At 66.6% G+C, this 16,384-nt stretch carries 18 protein-coding genes; 5 read left to right on the top strand and 13 right to left on the bottom strand.

Translation table 11 applies throughout. The annotated features are described in order from the left end of the window. Positions 1-62: 62 nt before the first annotated feature. From D575_RS0111390 to metG, 10 genes are all read right to left on the bottom strand, one after another. Positions 63-500: a hypothetical protein gene (locus D575_RS0111390; RefSeq protein ID WP_018146042.1), complete on the bottom strand. Its 438-nt coding sequence runs from the start codon at positions 498-500 to the stop codon at positions 63-65. A gap of 107 nt (positions 501-607) precedes the next feature. Further along, positions 608-1,309, bottom strand: coding sequence for an electron transport complex subunit E (locus D575_RS0111385; RefSeq protein ID WP_018146041.1), 702 nt, complete (start codon positions 1,307-1,309; stop codon positions 608-610). Further along, complete coding sequence (rsxG, locus tag D575_RS0111380; RefSeq protein WP_018146040.1) at positions 1,306-2,001, bottom strand: electron transport complex subunit RsxG; 696 nt, start codon at positions 1,999-2,001, stop codon at positions 1,306-1,308. The genes D575_RS0111385 and rsxG overlap by 4 nt, the downstream gene beginning before the upstream one ends. After that, the gene (gene rsxD / locus D575_RS0111375) at positions 1,994-3,055 is read right to left on the bottom strand and encodes an electron transport complex subunit RsxD (protein WP_018146039.1); all 1,062 of its coding nucleotides are present in this window, start codon (positions 3,053-3,055) and stop codon (positions 1,994-1,996) included. The genes rsxG and rsxD overlap by 8 nt, the downstream gene beginning before the upstream one ends. After that, positions 3,055-4,725: an electron transport complex subunit RsxC gene (rsxC, locus tag D575_RS0111370; protein ID WP_018146038.1), complete on the bottom strand. Its 1,671-nt coding sequence runs from the start codon at positions 4,723-4,725 to the stop codon at positions 3,055-3,057. The genes rsxD and rsxC overlap by 1 nt, the downstream gene beginning before the upstream one ends. A gap of 32 nt (positions 4,726-4,757) precedes the next feature. Further along, positions 4,758-5,342 (bottom strand): electron transport complex subunit RsxB, encoded by a 585-nt coding sequence (gene rsxB / locus D575_RS0111365; RefSeq protein WP_018146037.1) that lies wholly within the window; start codon positions 5,340-5,342, stop codon positions 4,758-4,760. Further along, on the bottom strand, positions 5,339-5,917 hold the full coding sequence (gene rsxA / locus D575_RS0111360; RefSeq protein WP_018146036.1) for an electron transport complex subunit RsxA: 579 nt from the start codon (positions 5,915-5,917) through the stop codon (positions 5,339-5,341). The genes rsxB and rsxA overlap by 4 nt, the downstream gene beginning before the upstream one ends. Positions 5,918-6,082: 165 nt before the next feature. Then, the gene (locus tag D575_RS0111355; protein WP_018146035.1) at positions 6,083-6,790 is read right to left on the bottom strand and encodes a hypothetical protein; all 708 of its coding nucleotides are present in this window, start codon (positions 6,788-6,790) and stop codon (positions 6,083-6,085) included. Next, positions 6,790-7,410 carry a methylthioribulose 1-phosphate dehydratase gene (gene mtnB / locus D575_RS0111350; protein ID WP_018146034.1) on the bottom strand — a complete coding sequence of 207 codons (621 nt, stop codon included), beginning with the start codon at positions 7,408-7,410 and terminating at the stop codon, positions 6,790-6,792. Before mtnB ends, D575_RS0111355 begins: the two co-directional genes overlap by 1 nt. Before the next feature lie 101 nt (positions 7,411-7,511). Next, the gene (metG, locus tag D575_RS0111345; RefSeq protein ID WP_018146033.1) at positions 7,512-9,551 is read right to left on the bottom strand and encodes a methionine--tRNA ligase; all 2,040 of its coding nucleotides are present in this window, start codon (positions 9,549-9,551) and stop codon (positions 7,512-7,514) included. Between the two features lie 453 nt (positions 9,552-10,004). On the opposite strand from metG, the gene apbC reads away from it, so the two are divergent. The 4 genes from apbC to D575_RS0111325 all read left to right on the top strand — a co-directional run bounded on the left by apbC (position 10,005) and on the right by D575_RS0111325 (position 12,945). Beyond that, complete coding sequence (gene apbC, locus D575_RS0111340) at positions 10,005-11,096, top strand: iron-sulfur cluster carrier protein ApbC (protein WP_018146032.1); 1,092 nt, start codon at positions 10,005-10,007, stop codon at positions 11,094-11,096. A gap of 27 nt (positions 11,097-11,123) precedes the next feature. Next, positions 11,124-11,690, top strand: a complete 567-nt coding sequence (dcd, locus tag D575_RS0111335; RefSeq protein ID WP_018146031.1) for a dCTP deaminase — start codon at positions 11,124-11,126, stop codon at positions 11,688-11,690. 31 nt (positions 11,691-11,721) lie between these two features. Further along, positions 11,722-12,627 (top strand): carbamate kinase, encoded by a 906-nt coding sequence (locus D575_RS0111330; protein WP_018146030.1) that lies wholly within the window; start codon positions 11,722-11,724, stop codon positions 12,625-12,627. A gap of 96 nt (positions 12,628-12,723) precedes the next feature. After that, a complete protein-coding gene (locus tag D575_RS0111325; protein WP_026182140.1) occupies positions 12,724-12,945 on the top strand; it encodes a hypothetical protein in 222 nt (73 codons plus the stop codon). Positions 12,946-12,979: 34 nt separating this feature from the next. Here D575_RS0111325 and D575_RS0111320 read toward each other — a convergent pair whose 3' ends face one another. The 3 genes from D575_RS0111320 to fnr form a co-directional block, all read right to left on the bottom strand. Continuing rightward, on the bottom strand, positions 12,980-13,549 hold the full coding sequence (locus D575_RS0111320) for a DUF2058 domain-containing protein (RefSeq protein ID WP_018146028.1): 570 nt from the start codon (positions 13,547-13,549) through the stop codon (positions 12,980-12,982). A gap of 71 nt (positions 13,550-13,620) precedes the next feature. After that, entirely contained in the window at positions 13,621-14,103 is a 483-nt protein-coding gene (locus tag D575_RS0111315) for a DUF2390 domain-containing protein (protein ID WP_018146027.1), read from the bottom strand. Continuing rightward, positions 14,096-14,827, bottom strand: a complete 732-nt coding sequence (gene fnr / locus D575_RS0111310) for a fumarate/nitrate reduction transcriptional regulator Fnr (protein WP_038032278.1) — start codon at positions 14,825-14,827, stop codon at positions 14,096-14,098. The genes D575_RS0111315 and fnr overlap by 8 nt, the downstream gene beginning before the upstream one ends. A gap of 292 nt (positions 14,828-15,119) precedes the next feature. On the opposite strand from fnr, the gene D575_RS0111305 reads away from it, so the two are divergent. Continuing rightward, entirely contained in the window at positions 15,120-16,358 is a 1,239-nt protein-coding gene (locus tag D575_RS0111305) for a cyclopropane-fatty-acyl-phospholipid synthase family protein (protein WP_018146025.1), read from the top strand. The last annotated feature ends 26 nt before the right edge of the window (positions 16,359-16,384 follow it).

Genomic DNA, 16,384 nt, shown 5'->3' with positions numbered 1-16,384 from the left:
GCGGGGGCTCCAAACAAACCGGCCCCGCTTCGCGGGGCCGGCAACTCGCGTAGTGACGTTGCTCAGACGTGGCGGAAGAGGCCGACATCCGGCGCGGCGTCGCGCGGGTTGGACTCGGCTTCCTTCTCCAGGTCCTTGATCAACTTGGCGTGCTTCTCTTCGATGTCGTGCATCGCCTTTTCGTCCATCTTCGGGAAGATCACGTCACGGATGAACGAACCCAGCTCGTCCAGGCAGCTCGGCCAGTATTTGTCGTTCAAGTGGAACGCATGGTGGGCATGGGTGCCCATCGGGTAGCTGTCGAACTTGCGGATCATGGTGTAGGACAGGTCGCTGTCCTTCTCGACAAAGTCCTTGGCGAAGTCATACCACCACTTGTAGTACTTCTCCTGGAGTTCGTCGTTGAACCCGTGGTTCTCGAAAAAGGCGGCGATCGTGCCGCGCGGGGCGAGGCCGTAGCGCGTGCCGCGCTTGCCAGCAAACGGGAAGTGTCCAGCCATGCCAATCTCCTGGGACGTTTGAATGTCCGGGGCGGTGGCCCCGGTAGAACGGATTCGTGGCGCCGGAAGTTTACCGGCTGACAGCCAGGAATCAAGGCCGGAGCCGATCAGGCGTTGTCGGGGCTCGCCTCGGTTGCGGTCGCGGTCTCGTCGCCGGTGGGGCTCGGTTCCGCTTCGAACTGGCTGTCGATCCAGTTCTTGGCGGCGATCAGGAGGCCCATGGCCATGAAGGCGCCGGGGGGCAGCAGGGCCAGCAGGAAGCCGTGCTCGGACGGGTAGAGCTGCAGGGTCATGCCGTGGCCCCAGTCGCCGAACAGCAGGTGGGCGTTGGCCATCAGCGTGCCCTGGCCGAGGACCTCGCGCAGGGCACCCAGGGCAATCAGCACGCCGGTGAAGCCCAGCCCCATCATCAGCCCGTCCAGCGCCGCGCGCGGGACCGAGTTGCGTGAGGCGAAGGCCTCGGCGCGGCCGATGATCGCGCAGTTGGTCACGATCAGCGGGATGAAGATGCCGAGGATCAGATACAGCCCGTGAAACCAGGCGTTCATCGCCAGTTCGATGGCGGTGACGATGGAGGCAATGATCAGCACGTACACCGGGATGCGGATCTCCGGGCGGGCATGGTCACGGATCAGCGAGACCAGCACGTTCGACAGCAGCAGGGTCAGGGTGGTCGCAATGCCGAGGCCAATCGCGTTGACCATGGTGCCGGAGATCGCCAGCAGCGGGCACAGTCCCAGCAGCTGCACCAGCCCGGGGTTGTTGTGCCACAGGCCGTCGCGAATGATGTCGGTCAGGGTCGGATTCATCGGCTTGCCTCGTCGTCCCCGTTGGTCTCGCTGGTCGGGAGCGGTTCCGTGACGGAGCCGGTTTCCTCGGGCCGGGTCGCCAGCAATTCGTCGCGGTGATGGTCGAAGTATTCCAGCGTGCGATAGACGGCGCGAACCACCGCACGCGGGGTAATGGTGGCCCCGGTGAACTGGTCGAAGACCCCGCCGTCCTTGCGCACGTGCCAGCCCTCGGTCGGTGGGTTGCCCAGCGAGCGCCCGTCGAAGCCGCGGATCCAGTCGGAGCGCTCGGCCTCAATGGCATCGCCCAGGCCCGGGGTCTCGCGGTGCGCGGAGACCCGCACGCCCTGGAGTTCGCCGTCGCGGTCGACGCCGATCAGCAGGTGGATATTGCCACTGTAGCCGTCCGGGGCGATCGCGGAGAAGACGATACCGACCACCTCGTCCTCGGCATCGCGGGCGAACCAGACCGGCAGGGGGCCTCCACCCAGCAGCTCGTGGTGCAGATCGATGGTGTCGTGGACCGGGTCGTTGCGGTAGTCGAGTTCCCCGGTCAGCTCCGCGATGCGGTTGCGATTGACCGCCATGCGGTTCTCCGCGATGCGCGCCTCGGTGGAGTCCTGTACCAGGGCGACGATGCCGGCCCCGGCGGCGGCAAAACCAGCGAGCAGGGCGGTCGCCAGCAGGATGTCCCGTGGCTTCAGGTTACCCATGGCCGTCCCCCGGTGGCGGTCCGCGGCGCTCGCGCCCGAAGATGCGCGGGCGCGTCAGGTGGTCCAGGGTCGGCGCGACCATGTTCATCAACAGTACGGCGAAGGCGACCGCATCCGGGTAGCCGCCCCAGGTGCGGATGACGAAGATCAGCAGGCCGATACCGGCCCCGTAGAGGATGCGCCCCAGCGGGGTGGTGGAGGCGGACACCGGGTCGGTGGCGATGAAGAAGGCGCCGATGATCACCGCGCCGCTGAATACATGGAAGGCCGGCGAGGCGAAGGAGTCCGGGTCCAGCATCCAGAAGAAGCCGGCCGGGATCGCCACGCCCAGGATTACCGCCACCGGGATGTGCCAGTGGATGATCCGCCGGAACAACAGGTACAACCCGCCGAGCAGGAAGAAATTGCCGATCCACTCCCAGCTGGTTTCGCTGAAGGTGCCGAACAGCGGGCTGGTGGTGATCTCGTTGACCGTGCGCCCGGCGCCCAGGCCCTCGCGCATCGCATCCAGCGGTGTGGCGCGGGTGATGGCATCCCAGTCCATGGCGGCCGGGAGGCTGCCGGTGAGGACCGTCTGCAGCGTCTGCCCGAGGCCCAGCGACATCTCGGACAGGGTGTCCGGGGCCGGCCACAGGGCCATTTCGCGCGGGAACGAGACCAGTACCACCACGTAGCCGACCATCGCCGGGTTGAACGGGTTGTAGCCCAGCCCGCCATACAGGTGCTTGGCGACGATGATGCCGAAGGCGATGCCGATCAGGGTGACCCAGACGGGTGTGAGCGGCGGTACCGCCAGCGCGAATAGCCAGCCGGTGACGATCGCCGAGTTGTCGCCCAGCGTGGCCATCACCGGGCGCTTGCGGGCGGCGACGATCGCGGCCTCGAAGGCCACCGCGAACAGCACTGCCAGGACCACATTGACCAGTACGCCCCAGCCGAAGAACCAGGCCATGGCGAGGGTGCCGGGCACCAGCGCCATCAGGACCTGCTGCATGACCCCACCCACCGAGTGGGCCGGGATCATGTGCGGCGAGGATTCGGTGCGAAAGCGCATCAGCGGTTGCCCGTGTCCGTGGAATCACGTTCGCCGGATTGGGCGGGTTCGGTGTGCGTCTCGGGGGTGGCGGCCGCCTTGTCCGCTTGCTCGGTCGCCGCGCCCTCGACGGCGTCCCCGGCCTTGGCGGCCTTGCGCGCTCGGGCGCGCTCGAGCGCGGCCTGAATGGCGGCCTGTTTGTCACTGTTTTCGTTACTGTCGCCGTCGGCGCTGCTGTCTTTTTTCTTGAGCGCGGCCTTCTTCTTGGCCATGCGTTCGGCCTTTTCGCGTTCCTCGCGCTCGATGCGTTCCTGGCGAAACTCGTAGCGTTCGCGCGCGATATCCGACTTCTGGCGCTCCTTCTCGCGCGCCCAGATCTCGTTCTTGGCATAGCGGTAGTACTGCACCAGCGGGATGTTGCTGGGGCAGACATGCGCGCAGCAGCCACATTCGATGCAGTCGAACAGGCCGTACTCCTGGGTCGCGTCGAAGTCCTTGGCCCTGGCCTGCCAGTACAGCTGCTGCGGCAGCAGTTGCGCCGGGCAGACGGCCGCGCACTCGCCGCAGCGGATGCAGGGCATCAGCGGGCCGGGTGCGGGCGTGTCCTGCGGGCGGGTCGCCAGCAGGCAGTTGGTCCCCTTGATCACCGGGATGGCGTCGTCATGGACCGCGAAGCCCATCATCGGGCCGCCCATCACCAGGCGGTCCACGCCCTCGGCATAGCCACCGGCGGCGGCGATCACATCGGCGAACGGGGTCCCCAGCAGGGCCTCGACATTGCGCGGATGCTGCACGCCCGGCCCGGTGACGGTGACGATGCGCGACAATAGCGGGCGACCCTGGATCACCGCATCGCAGACCGCCTTGAAGGTACCCGGGTTGTTGCAGATCATCCCGATATCCGCCGGCAGGCCGCCGCTGGGGACCTCCTGGCCGGTGAGGACCTTGATCAGCTGGCGCTCGCCGCCGGTGGGATAGATGGATGGCACCGAGACCAACTGGACCCGTTCGCGCAGCTCGCCGGGGAGGGTCTCGGTCAGTGCCCGCATGGCCTCCGGCATGTTGTCTTCCACCGCGAACAGTACGCGCTCCACACCCAGCAGGTGGGCGACGATGCGGATGCCCTCGAATACCGCCTCGGGGGCACTGCGCAGCAGCGAGTCGTCGGCGCTGATGTAGGGTTCGCACTCGGCCCCGTTCACGATCAGCGTGTGGATGCGCTGGCCGGCGCGCGGATTGAGCTTGACCGCGGTAGGAAAGGCGGCCCCGCCCAGTCCGACGATCCCGGCATCGCGAATGCGTTGGCGCAGCTTGCGCGGGTCGCGGGTGTCCCAGTCCAGCCAGGGCTCCATGCGGGTTTCGCCCCAGTCGTCGCGGCCATCGCTTTGGATGGTCATGCAGGGGGCGCTGAGGCCCGAAGGGTGGGGTACCGCGTGGTCGGCGATCTCTACCACCTCGCCGGAGGTGGGGGCATGCACGTGGGCTGCGATATAGCCCTTGGACTGGCCAATCCGCTGGCCCTTGGTCACACGGTCCCCGACTGCCACGCAGGGCTCCGCCGCCTCGCCGATATGCTGGCCCAGGGGGACGATCAGCCGGGACGGCACGCCCATCACCAGCACCGGGTCGCGGGTGCTGGCGTCGGTCTCTTCGGCCAGTTTCAGGCCCCCATGGAAGCGATGCAGCTGCATAAGCGTATTCTAACGGTTCGCGGGCATCCGGCTCAGCCGGACTGCCGCGAACCGTCCGCGATGACGTGGATGGGCCGTTCGATCGGCGAAGGGTTCGGCTCCGACCAGCGCCATTCGGTGATGTCGGTGCCGACCGGGACCATGGTGATGCAGTCCACCGGGCAGGGCTCGATGCACAGCTCGCAGCCGGTGCATTCTTCCTCGATCACGGTGTGCATCTGCTTGGCAGCCCCGAGGATCGCGTCCACCGGGCAGGCCTGGATGCACAGGGTGCAGCCGATGCAGATGTTCTCGTCGATGATGGCGACGGCCTTCTCCTGTTCTTCTTCCTCCAGGGGCGTGGGTTCGCGGTCGAGCAGGTCCGCGAGGGCACGCACGGTCGCCTGGCCGCCGGGCGGACAGCGGTTGATGTCCGCTTCGCCCGCGGCGATGGCCTCGGCGTACGGGCGGCAGCCGGGATACGAGCACTGGCCGCACTGGGTCTGCGGCAGCAGGGCATCGATCTGATCGACGACTGGATCCGCCTCCACGCGAAAGCGCTGCGCGGCGAAGCCCAGAATCACCCCGAACACGGCGGCCAGGCCGCCGATCGCGAGGATGGCGTACAGCACGCTCACAGCCGAACCAGCCCGGAGAAGCCCATGAACCCCAGCGACATCAGCCCGGCGGTGATCATGGCGATCGCGCTGCCGCGGAACATCACCGGCACGTCGGCCACCGCGATCCGCTCGCGGATGGCGGAGAACAGGATCAGGACCAGCGAGAAACCGACCGCGGCGCCGAAGCCGTACAGGGCCGACTCGACGAAGTTGTGCGCCTCCTGGACGTTCAGCAGGGCGACGCCCAGCACCGCGCAATTGGTAGTGATCAGAGGCAGGAAGATGCCCAGCACGTTGTACAGCAGGGGCGAGGTCTTGCGCACCACCAGTTCGGTGAACTGCACCACGGCGGCGATCACCAGGATGAAGGCGATGGTGCGCAGGTACTCCAGCCCGAGCGGGAGCAGCAGGTACTCGTTGATCACGTAGGAGCTGACCGCGGACAACGTCAGCACGAAGGTCGTGGCCAGGCCCATGCCGGTGGCCGTCTCGACCTTGCGTGAGACCCCCATGAACGGGCACAGGCCCAGAAACTTCACCAGTACGAAGTTGTTCACGAGGATCGTACTGATGAGTATCAGGACGTATTCCACGTTAAATCCGAGTCGTCAGGTCAACAATACAGTATCCGGGAGTGGTACAGCGTACTCAACCCCGAGGGCTTCGTGGGTACCCGCTTTCTGCGGGTTGACCCCGTCTTTGGGCGGGTTCCAGGTGTGCGGCGGACAACCTTCTTGTCAGCGGTCCCGAGTAAGAGACTAGCCGCCCTGCGCGCCCGCGGGCATGAGCGAGCTCAAGGACCGTACCGGATGCGCGTCCTGCGGATTCGGGTCGGCCTCGGGCCGGGCGGTCATGAGCCAGGCCTGGTGAGCGCAATCGAGCTCGTCGCCACGCGCGGACAGGACCAGCACCGTCTCGGGCGTGCGGCCGATCTCTTCCGCCAGACGGCGGTAACTGCCGGCATCCCGCCGGCCCCCGATCCGGGTATCGAACAGCCCGTCCAGGCACTCTTCCACTTCCGGGTGCGGACTGTGGCGCAGCCAGTCGCGCTGCACCGGGGCCGGGGTTGCGCCGAAACTGTAGAGGGCGACGCCGGCCGCGTGCAGGTGCACCAGGGCTTCGGCTGTGGCCGCGTCCAGTTGCGGCTGCAGCGCGCCGGCCTCCAGCGCGTCCGCCCAGACCATGCCCTGCAGTTGGCGCACCGGGGTAATGTCCTGGCCGCCGCGAATCCAGGCGCGGATCTGGGCGAGAAGGCCATCCGCGTCCAGCTCGCGCCCGGAGTAGGCGAGGATATCCGCCAGGGTGCGTTGTACCGCGGTGGACTCCGCGTGACGCTCGAGGAAGCCGGGCAGCGCCTCTTGGGCATGTGGCTCCAGCGTCTCGCGCAGCACGCCGGATGGGGCAAGGATCCCTTCGAAGGCCAGGATGATGGCCTGAGGCGCCGAATGCGCGGCAGAGGCGGCCATTACACGACGAGCTGGCGGGCCAGCGTCTCGCATTCGAACATGAACTCGAAGGCCTCGGTTCGCTGCATCGCCAGTTCTACGGTCTGACCCCAGGTGTAGAGGCCGTGCCCGTTGATCAGATACCCGGCGAGCTCCGGATGGCGCGTCATGGCGGCGTCGACCTGGGCGGCCAGCTGCTGCATGTCCGGGTGATTGGCGAACACCGGGATCTGGAGGCCGCGCGAGGGGTGTTCGCAACCCGGGAGTTCGCGCAGGGCCTCGTAGTCGCGCAGCAACAGCGTCCCGGCGACCTGGCGCGAAAGCACCGTGCCGTGGACGCTGTGCGTGTGCAGCACGGCCCCCAGCTTGGGGTCGTGGCGGTACATGATGATGTGCAGGAAGGTCTCGGGCCCGGGGTCTCCGCTGCCGGAGATCAGGTGGCCTTCCAGATCGACGACCATGAAGTCGTGCGCATCCAGCAGATCCTTGCCGCGCCCGGGAGCGGTAATGACAATGTGCTGGTCATCCAGGCGCGCGGAGAAGTGCCCGGTGCGCGCGGGGAGCCAGCCGCGTTCCGCGAGCTCGCGTCCGGCGTCGGCCAGCAGGCGGACCTGTGCTTTGAATTCGGGGCTTTGTTCCATGCGTCCGGGGACCGAGAAAAGAGCGGCAGCTTACGCGAGCAACGGGCGCAAATCCATGGGCCGCGGGTGTTCTGCGTAAATCGCGCCGCCGGGGGCGGGCACTACTTGACGCGCATGCCGGGCCGGGCGCCGTCATCCGGATTCAGGATGTACAGCTCCGAGCCGCCCGGGCCGGCGGCCAGCACCATGCCCTCGGAGACGCCGAAGCGCATCTTGCGCGGGGCCAGGTTGGCGACCATCACGGTATGCCGACCGATCAAGTCCTCCGGCGCGTAGGCGGACTTGATGCCGGCGAATACCTGGCGCGTCTCGTCGCCGATGTCCAGGGTCAGCTTCAGCAGCTTGTCCGCGCCCTCGACGTGTTCGGCGTTGGCGATGCGCGCGATGCGCAGATCCACCTGGGCGAAGGTGTCGAAGTCGATGGTCGCGGCGATCGGATCCACGTTCGCCTCTGGGGCGGCGTTGTCGGTGGCGCTGGATGCCTCGGTCGCGGCCAGGGTGGCCTTCGACGCCTCCAGCAGCTTGTCGATGGTCTCCGCTTCGATGCGGGTCATCAGCGGCTTGAACTTCTGGATGCTGCGTCCGACCAGCGGCTCGCGGCTGGCCCAGCGGGTGTCTTCCAGGTCCAGGAACTCGGCGGCGTCGGCGGCCAGTTTCGGCAGCACCGGGGCGAGATAGACGATCAGGATCCGGAACAGGTCCAGCCCCTGGGTGTTGATCGCCTGGACCTCGGCCTCGCGGCCCTCCTGCTTCGCCAGGACCCAGGGTTGGGCCTCGTCGATGTACTGGTTGGCCTGGTCGGCCAGGGCCATGATGCGGCGCATCGCCTGGGCGAATTCGCGCTTCTCGAACGCCTCGGCAATCGCCTCGCCCTCGGCGACGAAGGCCTCGTGCAGGTCCGGGCGCGGGAGTTCCGCGGCCAGTTCGCCGTTGGAGCGCTTGTTGATGAAGCCGGCGCAACGACTGGCGATGTTGACCACCTTGCCGACCAGGTCCGAGTTCACGCGCTGCACGAAGTCTTCGAAATTCAGGTCCAGGTCGTCGACGCTGTCGCCTAGCTTGGCGGCCAGGTAGTAGCGCAGGGATTCCGGGTTCAGGTGCTCCAGGTAGTCGCGGGCGCGAATGAAGGTGCCGCGCGACTTGGACATCTTCTGCCCGTTGACGGTCAGAAAGCCGTGGCAGAACACCGCCGAGGGGGTGCGATAGCCCGCACCGTGCAGCATGGCCGGCCAGAACAGGGTGTGGAAGTAGGCGATGTCCTTGCCGATGAAGTGATACAGCTCGGCGTCGGAGTCCGCCCCCCACCAGGCGTCGAAGTCCAGCCCCTGCTGCGCGGCGTAGGCGCGAAAGCTCGCCATGTAGCCGATCGGTGCGTCGAGCCAGACGTAGAAGTACTTGCCCGGCGCATCGGGGATCTCGAAGCCGAAGTAGGGTTTGTCGCGGGAGATGTCCCAGTCACTGAGACCGGTGTCGAACCACTCGTCCAGCTTGTTGCGGATCGCGTCCTGCAGGCGTCCGGAGCGGGTCCATTCGCGCAGGAAGGCCTCGAAGTCGCCGAGCTTGAAGAAGTAGTGCTCGGAGGCGCGCGACTCCGGGCGCGCACCGCTGATCGCGGAGACCGGGTCCTTCAGGTCCAGCGGGCTGTAGGTCGCGCCGCAGGCCTCGCAGGAATCGCCGTACTGTTCCGCGGCGCCGCATTTGGGGCAGGTGCCCTTGATGAACCGATCGGGCAGGAACATCCCGGCCTCGGGGTCATAGGCCTGGTCGATGGTGCGGGTCTCGATATGTCCGGCATCGCGCAGCGCGGTGTAGATCTGCCCGGCCAGCTCGCGGTTCTCGTCCGAATGGGTCGAGTGGTAGTGGTCGAACCCGATGCGGAAGTCGGCGAAGTCGGCCTCGTGCTCCTGGCGCACGCGGGCGATCAGTTCCTCCGGCTCGATGCCCTCGGCGCGCGCCTTGAGCATGATCGGCGTGCCGTGGGCGTCGTCCGCGCAGACATAGATGACCTCGTGGCCGCGCGAACGCTGGAAGCGCACCCAGATATCGGTCTGGATGTATTCCACCAGGTGGCCCAGGTGGATCGGGCCGTTGGCGTAGGGCAGGGCGCTGGTGACGAGGATCTTGCGCGGGGTATCGGTCATTGCTTGGCTCGTTTGGGTGGCACCGGGCGCGGGTGCAGGGGCGCTATTGTCGGGTTTGGCTCGCGGGTTGTCGAGGCGTGCCAAGGGCTCCGGCATGTTGTCCACAGAAGTTGTGGATAACTCTGTGGGCAACCCGGTGGAATCGGTCGCCAGGCCTTGCCACACAAGGCCGCATGACAAATTGGTTAAAAAACGACCAACACATAAGAAGGCAGGACAAACAGTACTTTGCGGAACAATTGTGCAGCGACTTAGATGCTTGTTCGCCTATCTTGGCCGATGTTCCCTATCTTCAGGTCCTTTGTGCATAAAACCGTCGCAAGGGCCTTGACACCTGCCTTGATTCGCGCCTGGGGGCTTCGGAAAGGACGGGTGGCTCGTGGTGCCATTGGCGTGGTGCACCGAGGCCAGTAGAATCGCGCGATCACTCCCAACATCGGATGCCACGTACCCATGGCCGAACTCGCGCGAGAGCAGATCGAAAACGCCCTGAAGACCGTTCAGGACAAGTACCTCGAGCAGGACCTGGTCGCCGCCGGCGAGGTCCGGGACATTCGTGTGGACGGTGCCCGTGCCGCGATCGATATCCAGATGGGGTATTCCGCTGCTGGGTACCACGACGAGCTGCGCGCCGCCATCCAGGGTGCACTGGCGGGTGTGGCCGGGCTCGAGTCCTCCGAGGTCACCATCAGCACGAAGGTCACGACCCACGCGGTGCAGAAGAGCCTGAAGCCGATGGCGGGGATCAAGAACATCATCGCCGTGGCCTCCGGCAAGGGCGGGGTGGGCAAGTCCACGACCGCGGTCAACCTGGCGCTGGCCCTGGTCGCCGAGGGCGCGCAGGTCGGTATCCTGGATGCCGACATCTATGGCCCCAGCCAGCCGCGCATGCTGGGGATCAAGGACAAGCCGGAATCCAAGGACGGCAAGAGCATGGAGCCGCTGGAGCGCCACGGCGTGCAGGCGATGTCCATTGGTTTCCTGATCGACGAGGACACGCCAATGATCTGGCGTGGCCCGATGGTTACCCAGGCGCTGGAGCAGCTCCTGAACGAGACCAACTGGAAGGAGCTGGACTACCTGATCATCGACCTGCCGCCGGGCACCGGTGACATCCAGCTCACCCTGTCGCAGAAGATCCCGGTCTCCGGTTCGGTGATCGTGACCACGCCGCAGGACATCGCGTTGCTGGATGCGCGCAAGGGCCTGCGCATGTTCGAGAAGGTCGAGGTGCCGGTGCTCGGCATCATCGAGAACATGAGCATCCACATCTGCTCGAAGTGCGGCCACGAGGAATACATCTTCGGCCAGGGCGGCGCCGAGGGCATGGCGGAGGAATACGGCGTGGATCTGCTGGGCGCACTGCCGCTGGACATCCGCATCCGCGAGCAGGCGGACGGTGGCGAACCCACCGTGGTCGCCGACCCGGAGGGCCGCATCACGGAGATCTACCGCGAGATCGCACGGCGCACGGGTGCCAAGCTGGCTGAGCAGTCCAAGGACTACAGCAGCAAATTCCCCAACATCGTGATCCAGGACAACTGATCCGGTGCGCCACCAGGGACAGGGCCAATGAGCATCAAGGCGGACCGCTGGATTCGGGAGATGGCCGAGACGAAGGGCATGATCGAGCCCTTCGAGCCCGGCCAGATCCGCTACCGCGACGAGCAGCGGATCGTGTCCTACGGGACCTCGAGCTACGGCTATGACGTGCGGTGCTCCGATCACTTCAAGATCTTCACCAACATTAACTCCAGCATTGTCGACCCCAAGGGCTTCGACGAGGGCAGTTTCGTGGACGTGCAGTCGGACTGCTGCATTATCCCGCCAAACTCCTTTGCCCTGGCGCATACGGTCGAGTACTTCCGCATCCCGCGCGATGTGCTGACCATCTGTCTGGGCAAGTCGACCTACGCGCGCTGCGGCATCATCGTGAACGTGACCCCGCTGGAGCCCGAGTGGGAGGGCCACGTGACGCTGGAGTTCTCCAACACCACGCCGCTGCCCGCCAAGATCTACGCCAACGAGGGCGTGGCGCAGATGCTGTTCCTGCAGTCCGACGAGGTCTGCGAGACCTCCTACAAGGACCGCGGTGGCAAATACCAGGGCCAGCGCGGCGTCACGCTCCCGCGCACCTGACCCAACCCTTCAAGTACGGAGTAGGCCCGCCATGCGTATCGTGATCGCGCTGGGCGGCAACGCCCTGCTGCAACGCGGCGAGACCCCCTCGGCCGAGGCCCAGCAGCACAACGCCCAGCGTGCGGCGGCAGCCATCGCGGCTGTGGCGTGCGAGCACGAGGTGGTCGTCACCCACGGCAACGGGCCGCAGGTGGGGTTGCTCGCCAATCAGGCGGAATGCGATCGCATCGCCTGGCCGCTGGATGTGGTCGGGGCCGAGAGCCACGGCATGATCGGCTACATCCTGGCGCGGGAGCTGCATAACGCGCTGGGCCATGACCGGGTGGCAAGCTTGCTCACCCAGACCGAGGTCGACCCGAACGACCCCGCCTTCGACCACCCGGAAAAGTTCATTGGCCCGACCTGGGACGCGGCCCGCGCCCGCGCGCTGGCCGACGAGCGTGGCTGGGACGTGGCGCCAGACGGCGAGGGTTGGCGGCGGGTGGTGGCATCGCCGGAGCCACAACGCCTACTGGGTATGGAGGCCGTTCGCAGTCTCGTGGATGGCGGGTCGGTGGCGATTTGTGCCGGGGGCGGCGGCGTACCGGTCGCGCGTGACGGCGTCGGGCGTCTATACGGCATCGAGGCCGTGGTGGACAAGGACCTGACGGCCGCGCGCCTGGCCGCGCATGTCGGGGCGGACTGGCTGTTGATGCTGACCGATGTCGACGGCGTCTACATGGACTGGGGCACGCCGGACGCCCGGCGCCTGAAGGCGCTTCTGGTTACGGCCGTGGAGCCGGCGGCGTACCCGGGCGGTTCCATGGGGCCGAAGATGGAGGCTGCACGGCGCGCTGCCCAGGGCGGCATTCGGGTCGGGATCGGTTCGCTGGAGGACGCCGCGGCTATCCTGGCCGGGCAAGCGGGGACCCGGATCCTGCCGGTGGGCGCCGCCTGAAGCCCTTGCCGGAACCCCCCGCCTGTTACACTCGATGTTGCGCGCCCGCCGCAGAGTTTGCAGGCTTCGAGTACACATGGATCAAGAGTGAAGATGATGCGAGAGATTCAGCGAGCCGCCCCCCTGGTGATCGGTCTGACGGCCGTGGGTCTGCTGGCGCTAGGCTGCGGCAGCGGCGGCGAGCCGGAGGAGTCGGCCGGCCCCGCCCAGGGCCTGGAGCAGGGCGGCATCACGCCGCAGGACATGTCCAGTGACGAGGCGCGGCGCCCGCAGCAAAGCGGCATGCCCGCCGCGGACGTGAAGCGCGCAACCGACTGATTGGATCGCTGGCCTGCGGGGATTCCCCTGCGGGTCACCACATGAGGTCGTCGGGTACCACGTAGTCCTTGTATGGGTCGTCCGGGGCAGGTTCCGATCCGGTTTCGTCCTCGGCGGGGATGACCAGTGGCCATTCCGGATCGCGCTCGCGGATGCGGTCGGCGGTCTCGCGCGGGATGACCCGGAATCCCTTTTCCGGGCGCACATCCAGGCCGGCAAGCGCGGCGCGGCCGTCGGCCAGGCGCTTTTGCAGGTCGGCGGTCACCGGGAGGTGGCGGATCTGCCCGCCCTGCTGGAAGTGATAATCCAGCGCGGCATCGCCGGTGGGAATCGGCGCCAGGTGGGTGCTGACCAGTTCGCGGATTTGCGCGTGGCGGGCCCGGCGTTCGGCACGTTCCTGCTGTTCGCGGTTCTTCTGTCGCGAACGCTCGGCCTGCTCGGCCTTGCGCGCTTCGGCCACGCCCGGGTCCGGACCCGTGTTGCGGTCCTTCTTCTTCTTCGCGTTCCCCTTCTGGGCCTTGTGCTTTTGCGACTTGGCCTGGCGAACCTGTTTTTCGTCGACCAGCCCCGTTTTCAGGAGCTGGCTGCGCAGATCATCCGACATGAATCCTGCCGTGTTCGGTCAATGTGCGGGGAGGATAGCCGGAATGCGCCCTTGCGTGCACCACGCGCGGTTCAGGCGGCCATGAACTCGCGCAATCCGTCGCGGATGTCGGCGTCCGGCAGATCGGGGAACAGGGTGCGCAATCGGCGCTGGGGGTCGATGGCGAATGCGGGGGTGGTCTGCGGCGCCAGGCGCCGGGCCTCCGCGAGCAGTTGCAGGCCGGCGAGCCGCTCGCTTTGAAGCTCCAGTGCCAGCACCGCGCGGTAGAGCGCGTTGCGCTCGGGGGTGTGGAGCCGCCGGCGCAGTGCGCGGAGGCGTTCGGTGGAGGATGACTGCCAGCGCCGGGCCGTTTGCCGCAGTACGCGCCATTGCGAGGGGCCGAGGGGCTGCGGGTACCACAGGGCAAACAACGCCAGCATCACGTCCACGCCACATTCGTCCTGCCAGCGCATCAGACGTTCGCGAGCGGTGGGATCGACCCACAGTGCGTCGGCGAATGCCCAGAAGGCGTCGAAGTCCGTGGCCGGCTCCGGGATGTCCCCGGCTTCAGGCACTGCTCGCGGCGGAGGTGAAGGTGACCCCGGCCGTGTTGCGCAGGCCGTCGGGCTGGAGGATCTCCAGGTCCCGGGTGTGCAGGTTGATTACGCCCTGGTTGCGCAGCTGAGTAAACAGCCGGCTGATGGTTTCCTGGGTCAGGCCCAGGTGGTTGGCGATGTCTGCCCGGGACATGGGCAGGTAGAACCGCTCGGGGGACAGGCCGCGGGCGCGATGACGCTCCGACAGGGCGATCAGGAAGGTCGCCAGACGCTGCTCCGCGGTACGTTGGCCGAGCAAGGCGTGCAGGCTTTCGTCCTGGGCCAGTTCCTGGCTCATCACGCTCATCATGTGCTGGCGGAAGGTCGGCAGGCGGCCGGCGAGGTCGTCGACATGCCCGTAGGGCACGGCGCAGACGCTGGTGGACTCCAGTGCAATGGCACTGACCGGGTGCTTGCCAGAGTGGATCGCGTCCAGCCCCAGGAGGTCGCCGGCCAGCGCGAAGCCGGTGATCTGTTCGGTCCCGTCATCGGAGATCAGCACCGTTTTCAGTGCCCCGGTGCGGACCGCGTACAGCGCTTCGAACTTGGTCCCCATGGTGAACAGGGGCGCACCCTTGGCGATCGGCCGGCGTTGCTGGACGACTTGGTCGAGTTGCCAGAGTTCATCCTGGGGCAGGCCCATGGGCAGGCAAAGCTGGCGCAGGGTGCAGTGCTGGCAGGCTTGGGTGGGTCGTAGCGTCATGGGTGCAGGGTAGCCGTTTTTTCGACGTTGGGGAAAGCGATCTTCGGGGTATGCCATCGGGCGCGGGAATGCGGTACTGTCCCCATGAGTTGTAGGCGATTACAGAAGGGATTGCCGTCGGTCAGCCGGGCCGCACATCAAGATGTGCTCGGTGTCTTCTCCCTCCGGCGGCTGCGTGGACAATGCGAGACATCGGTTATTAGACTGAGTCTAGAGTCTGCGGCACGGTCACGTTCGGCGTTACGCGTGGGGGCTGAGAGACCCGACCGCTAGAACAAGGACAGGGGTAGAGATGATCGAGCGGTTACTGGAGCAGTACATACGCTACGGGACCTTCGTGCTGCGGCATCCGGATGGCCGTGAGCAGCGTTTCGGGAACGGCGCGCCGGAAATCACCATGCAGGTGCATGACAAGGCGGCGTTACGCAAGATTGGGCGCGACCCGGGTTTCCAGCTGGGCGAGACCTACATGGACGGCCTGTGGTCGCCCGGCCCCGAGGGCCTGCAGGTGTTCCTCGACGTGGCCATGCGCAACTTCGCGCCGATGTTCAAGCAGCGGGTCAACCCTGCAGTGCGCATGCTGCGGGCCCTGATCGAGCAGGGCAACAAGGTGGCGCGCTGTTACCAGAACATCGCCCATCACTACGACGTCGATGAGTGGCTTTATCGTCAGTTTCTGGACGAGGGCATGTTCTACAGCTGCGCCTATTTCGAGCGCCCGGATATGACGCTGGAAGAGGCGCAGCAGGCCAAGTGCGCGATGCTGCGGAAGAAGTTGATGCTGGAGCCGGGCATGCGGGTGCTCGACATCGGTTGCGGCTGGGGCGGTCTGGCCTTCCATCTCGCCGAGCATGCCGGTGTCCATGTGGATGGCGTGACGCTGTCGAAGGAGCAGTTGCGGGTTGCCCGTGACGAGGCCAAGCGTCGGGGACTCGAGGATCGGGTGCGGTTCCTCTATCAGGACTACCGCGAACACGACGACCAGTACGACCGCATCGTCAGCGTCGGCATGTTCGAGCATGTGGGCACGCCCAACTACGAGACGTTCTTCCGGCGCGTGCATGATCTGCTGAAGCCGGAAGGCATCGCGGTGCTGCACACCATCGGGCGCCAGGAGCCACCGGGCACCTCCAACCCGTGGTTGAGCAAGTACATCTTTCCGGGCGGGTATACGCCGGCCCTGTCCGAGGTGATGGGCGCGCTGGAGCCCACGCCGCTGGACACCACCGATATCGAGTTCTGGCGCCTGCATTACGCCGAGACGCTGGCCGAGTGGTATCGCCGCTTCCAGGAGGTGCGGGGCGAGGCCGTCGAACGCTTCGATGAGCGGTTCTGCCGCATGTGGGAGTTTTACCTGGCGAGTTGCGAGGGCACTTTCCGCTGGTGGGGCCAGGTGGTCTTCCATGTGCAGATGGCCAAGCAGCAGGATGCGGTGCCGCTGACCCGCGATTACCTCTATCGTGACGATGCCCCCGAAGTGATCTCCACCCCGCCCGGGGAGGCCCGGGCACAGCCCAGCGACGCCGCCTGAGGCTGCATCGGACGCGCCGGGCCGCT

Source organism: Thioalkalivibrio sp. AKL6 (assembly GCF_000376905.1).
Taxonomy (GTDB): domain Bacteria; phylum Pseudomonadota; class Gammaproteobacteria; order Ectothiorhodospirales; family Ectothiorhodospiraceae; genus Thioalkalivibrio; species Thioalkalivibrio versutus.
The sequence above is the reverse complement of the archived record's forward strand: the minus strand, read 5'-3'. Positions and strand labels throughout refer to the sequence as shown.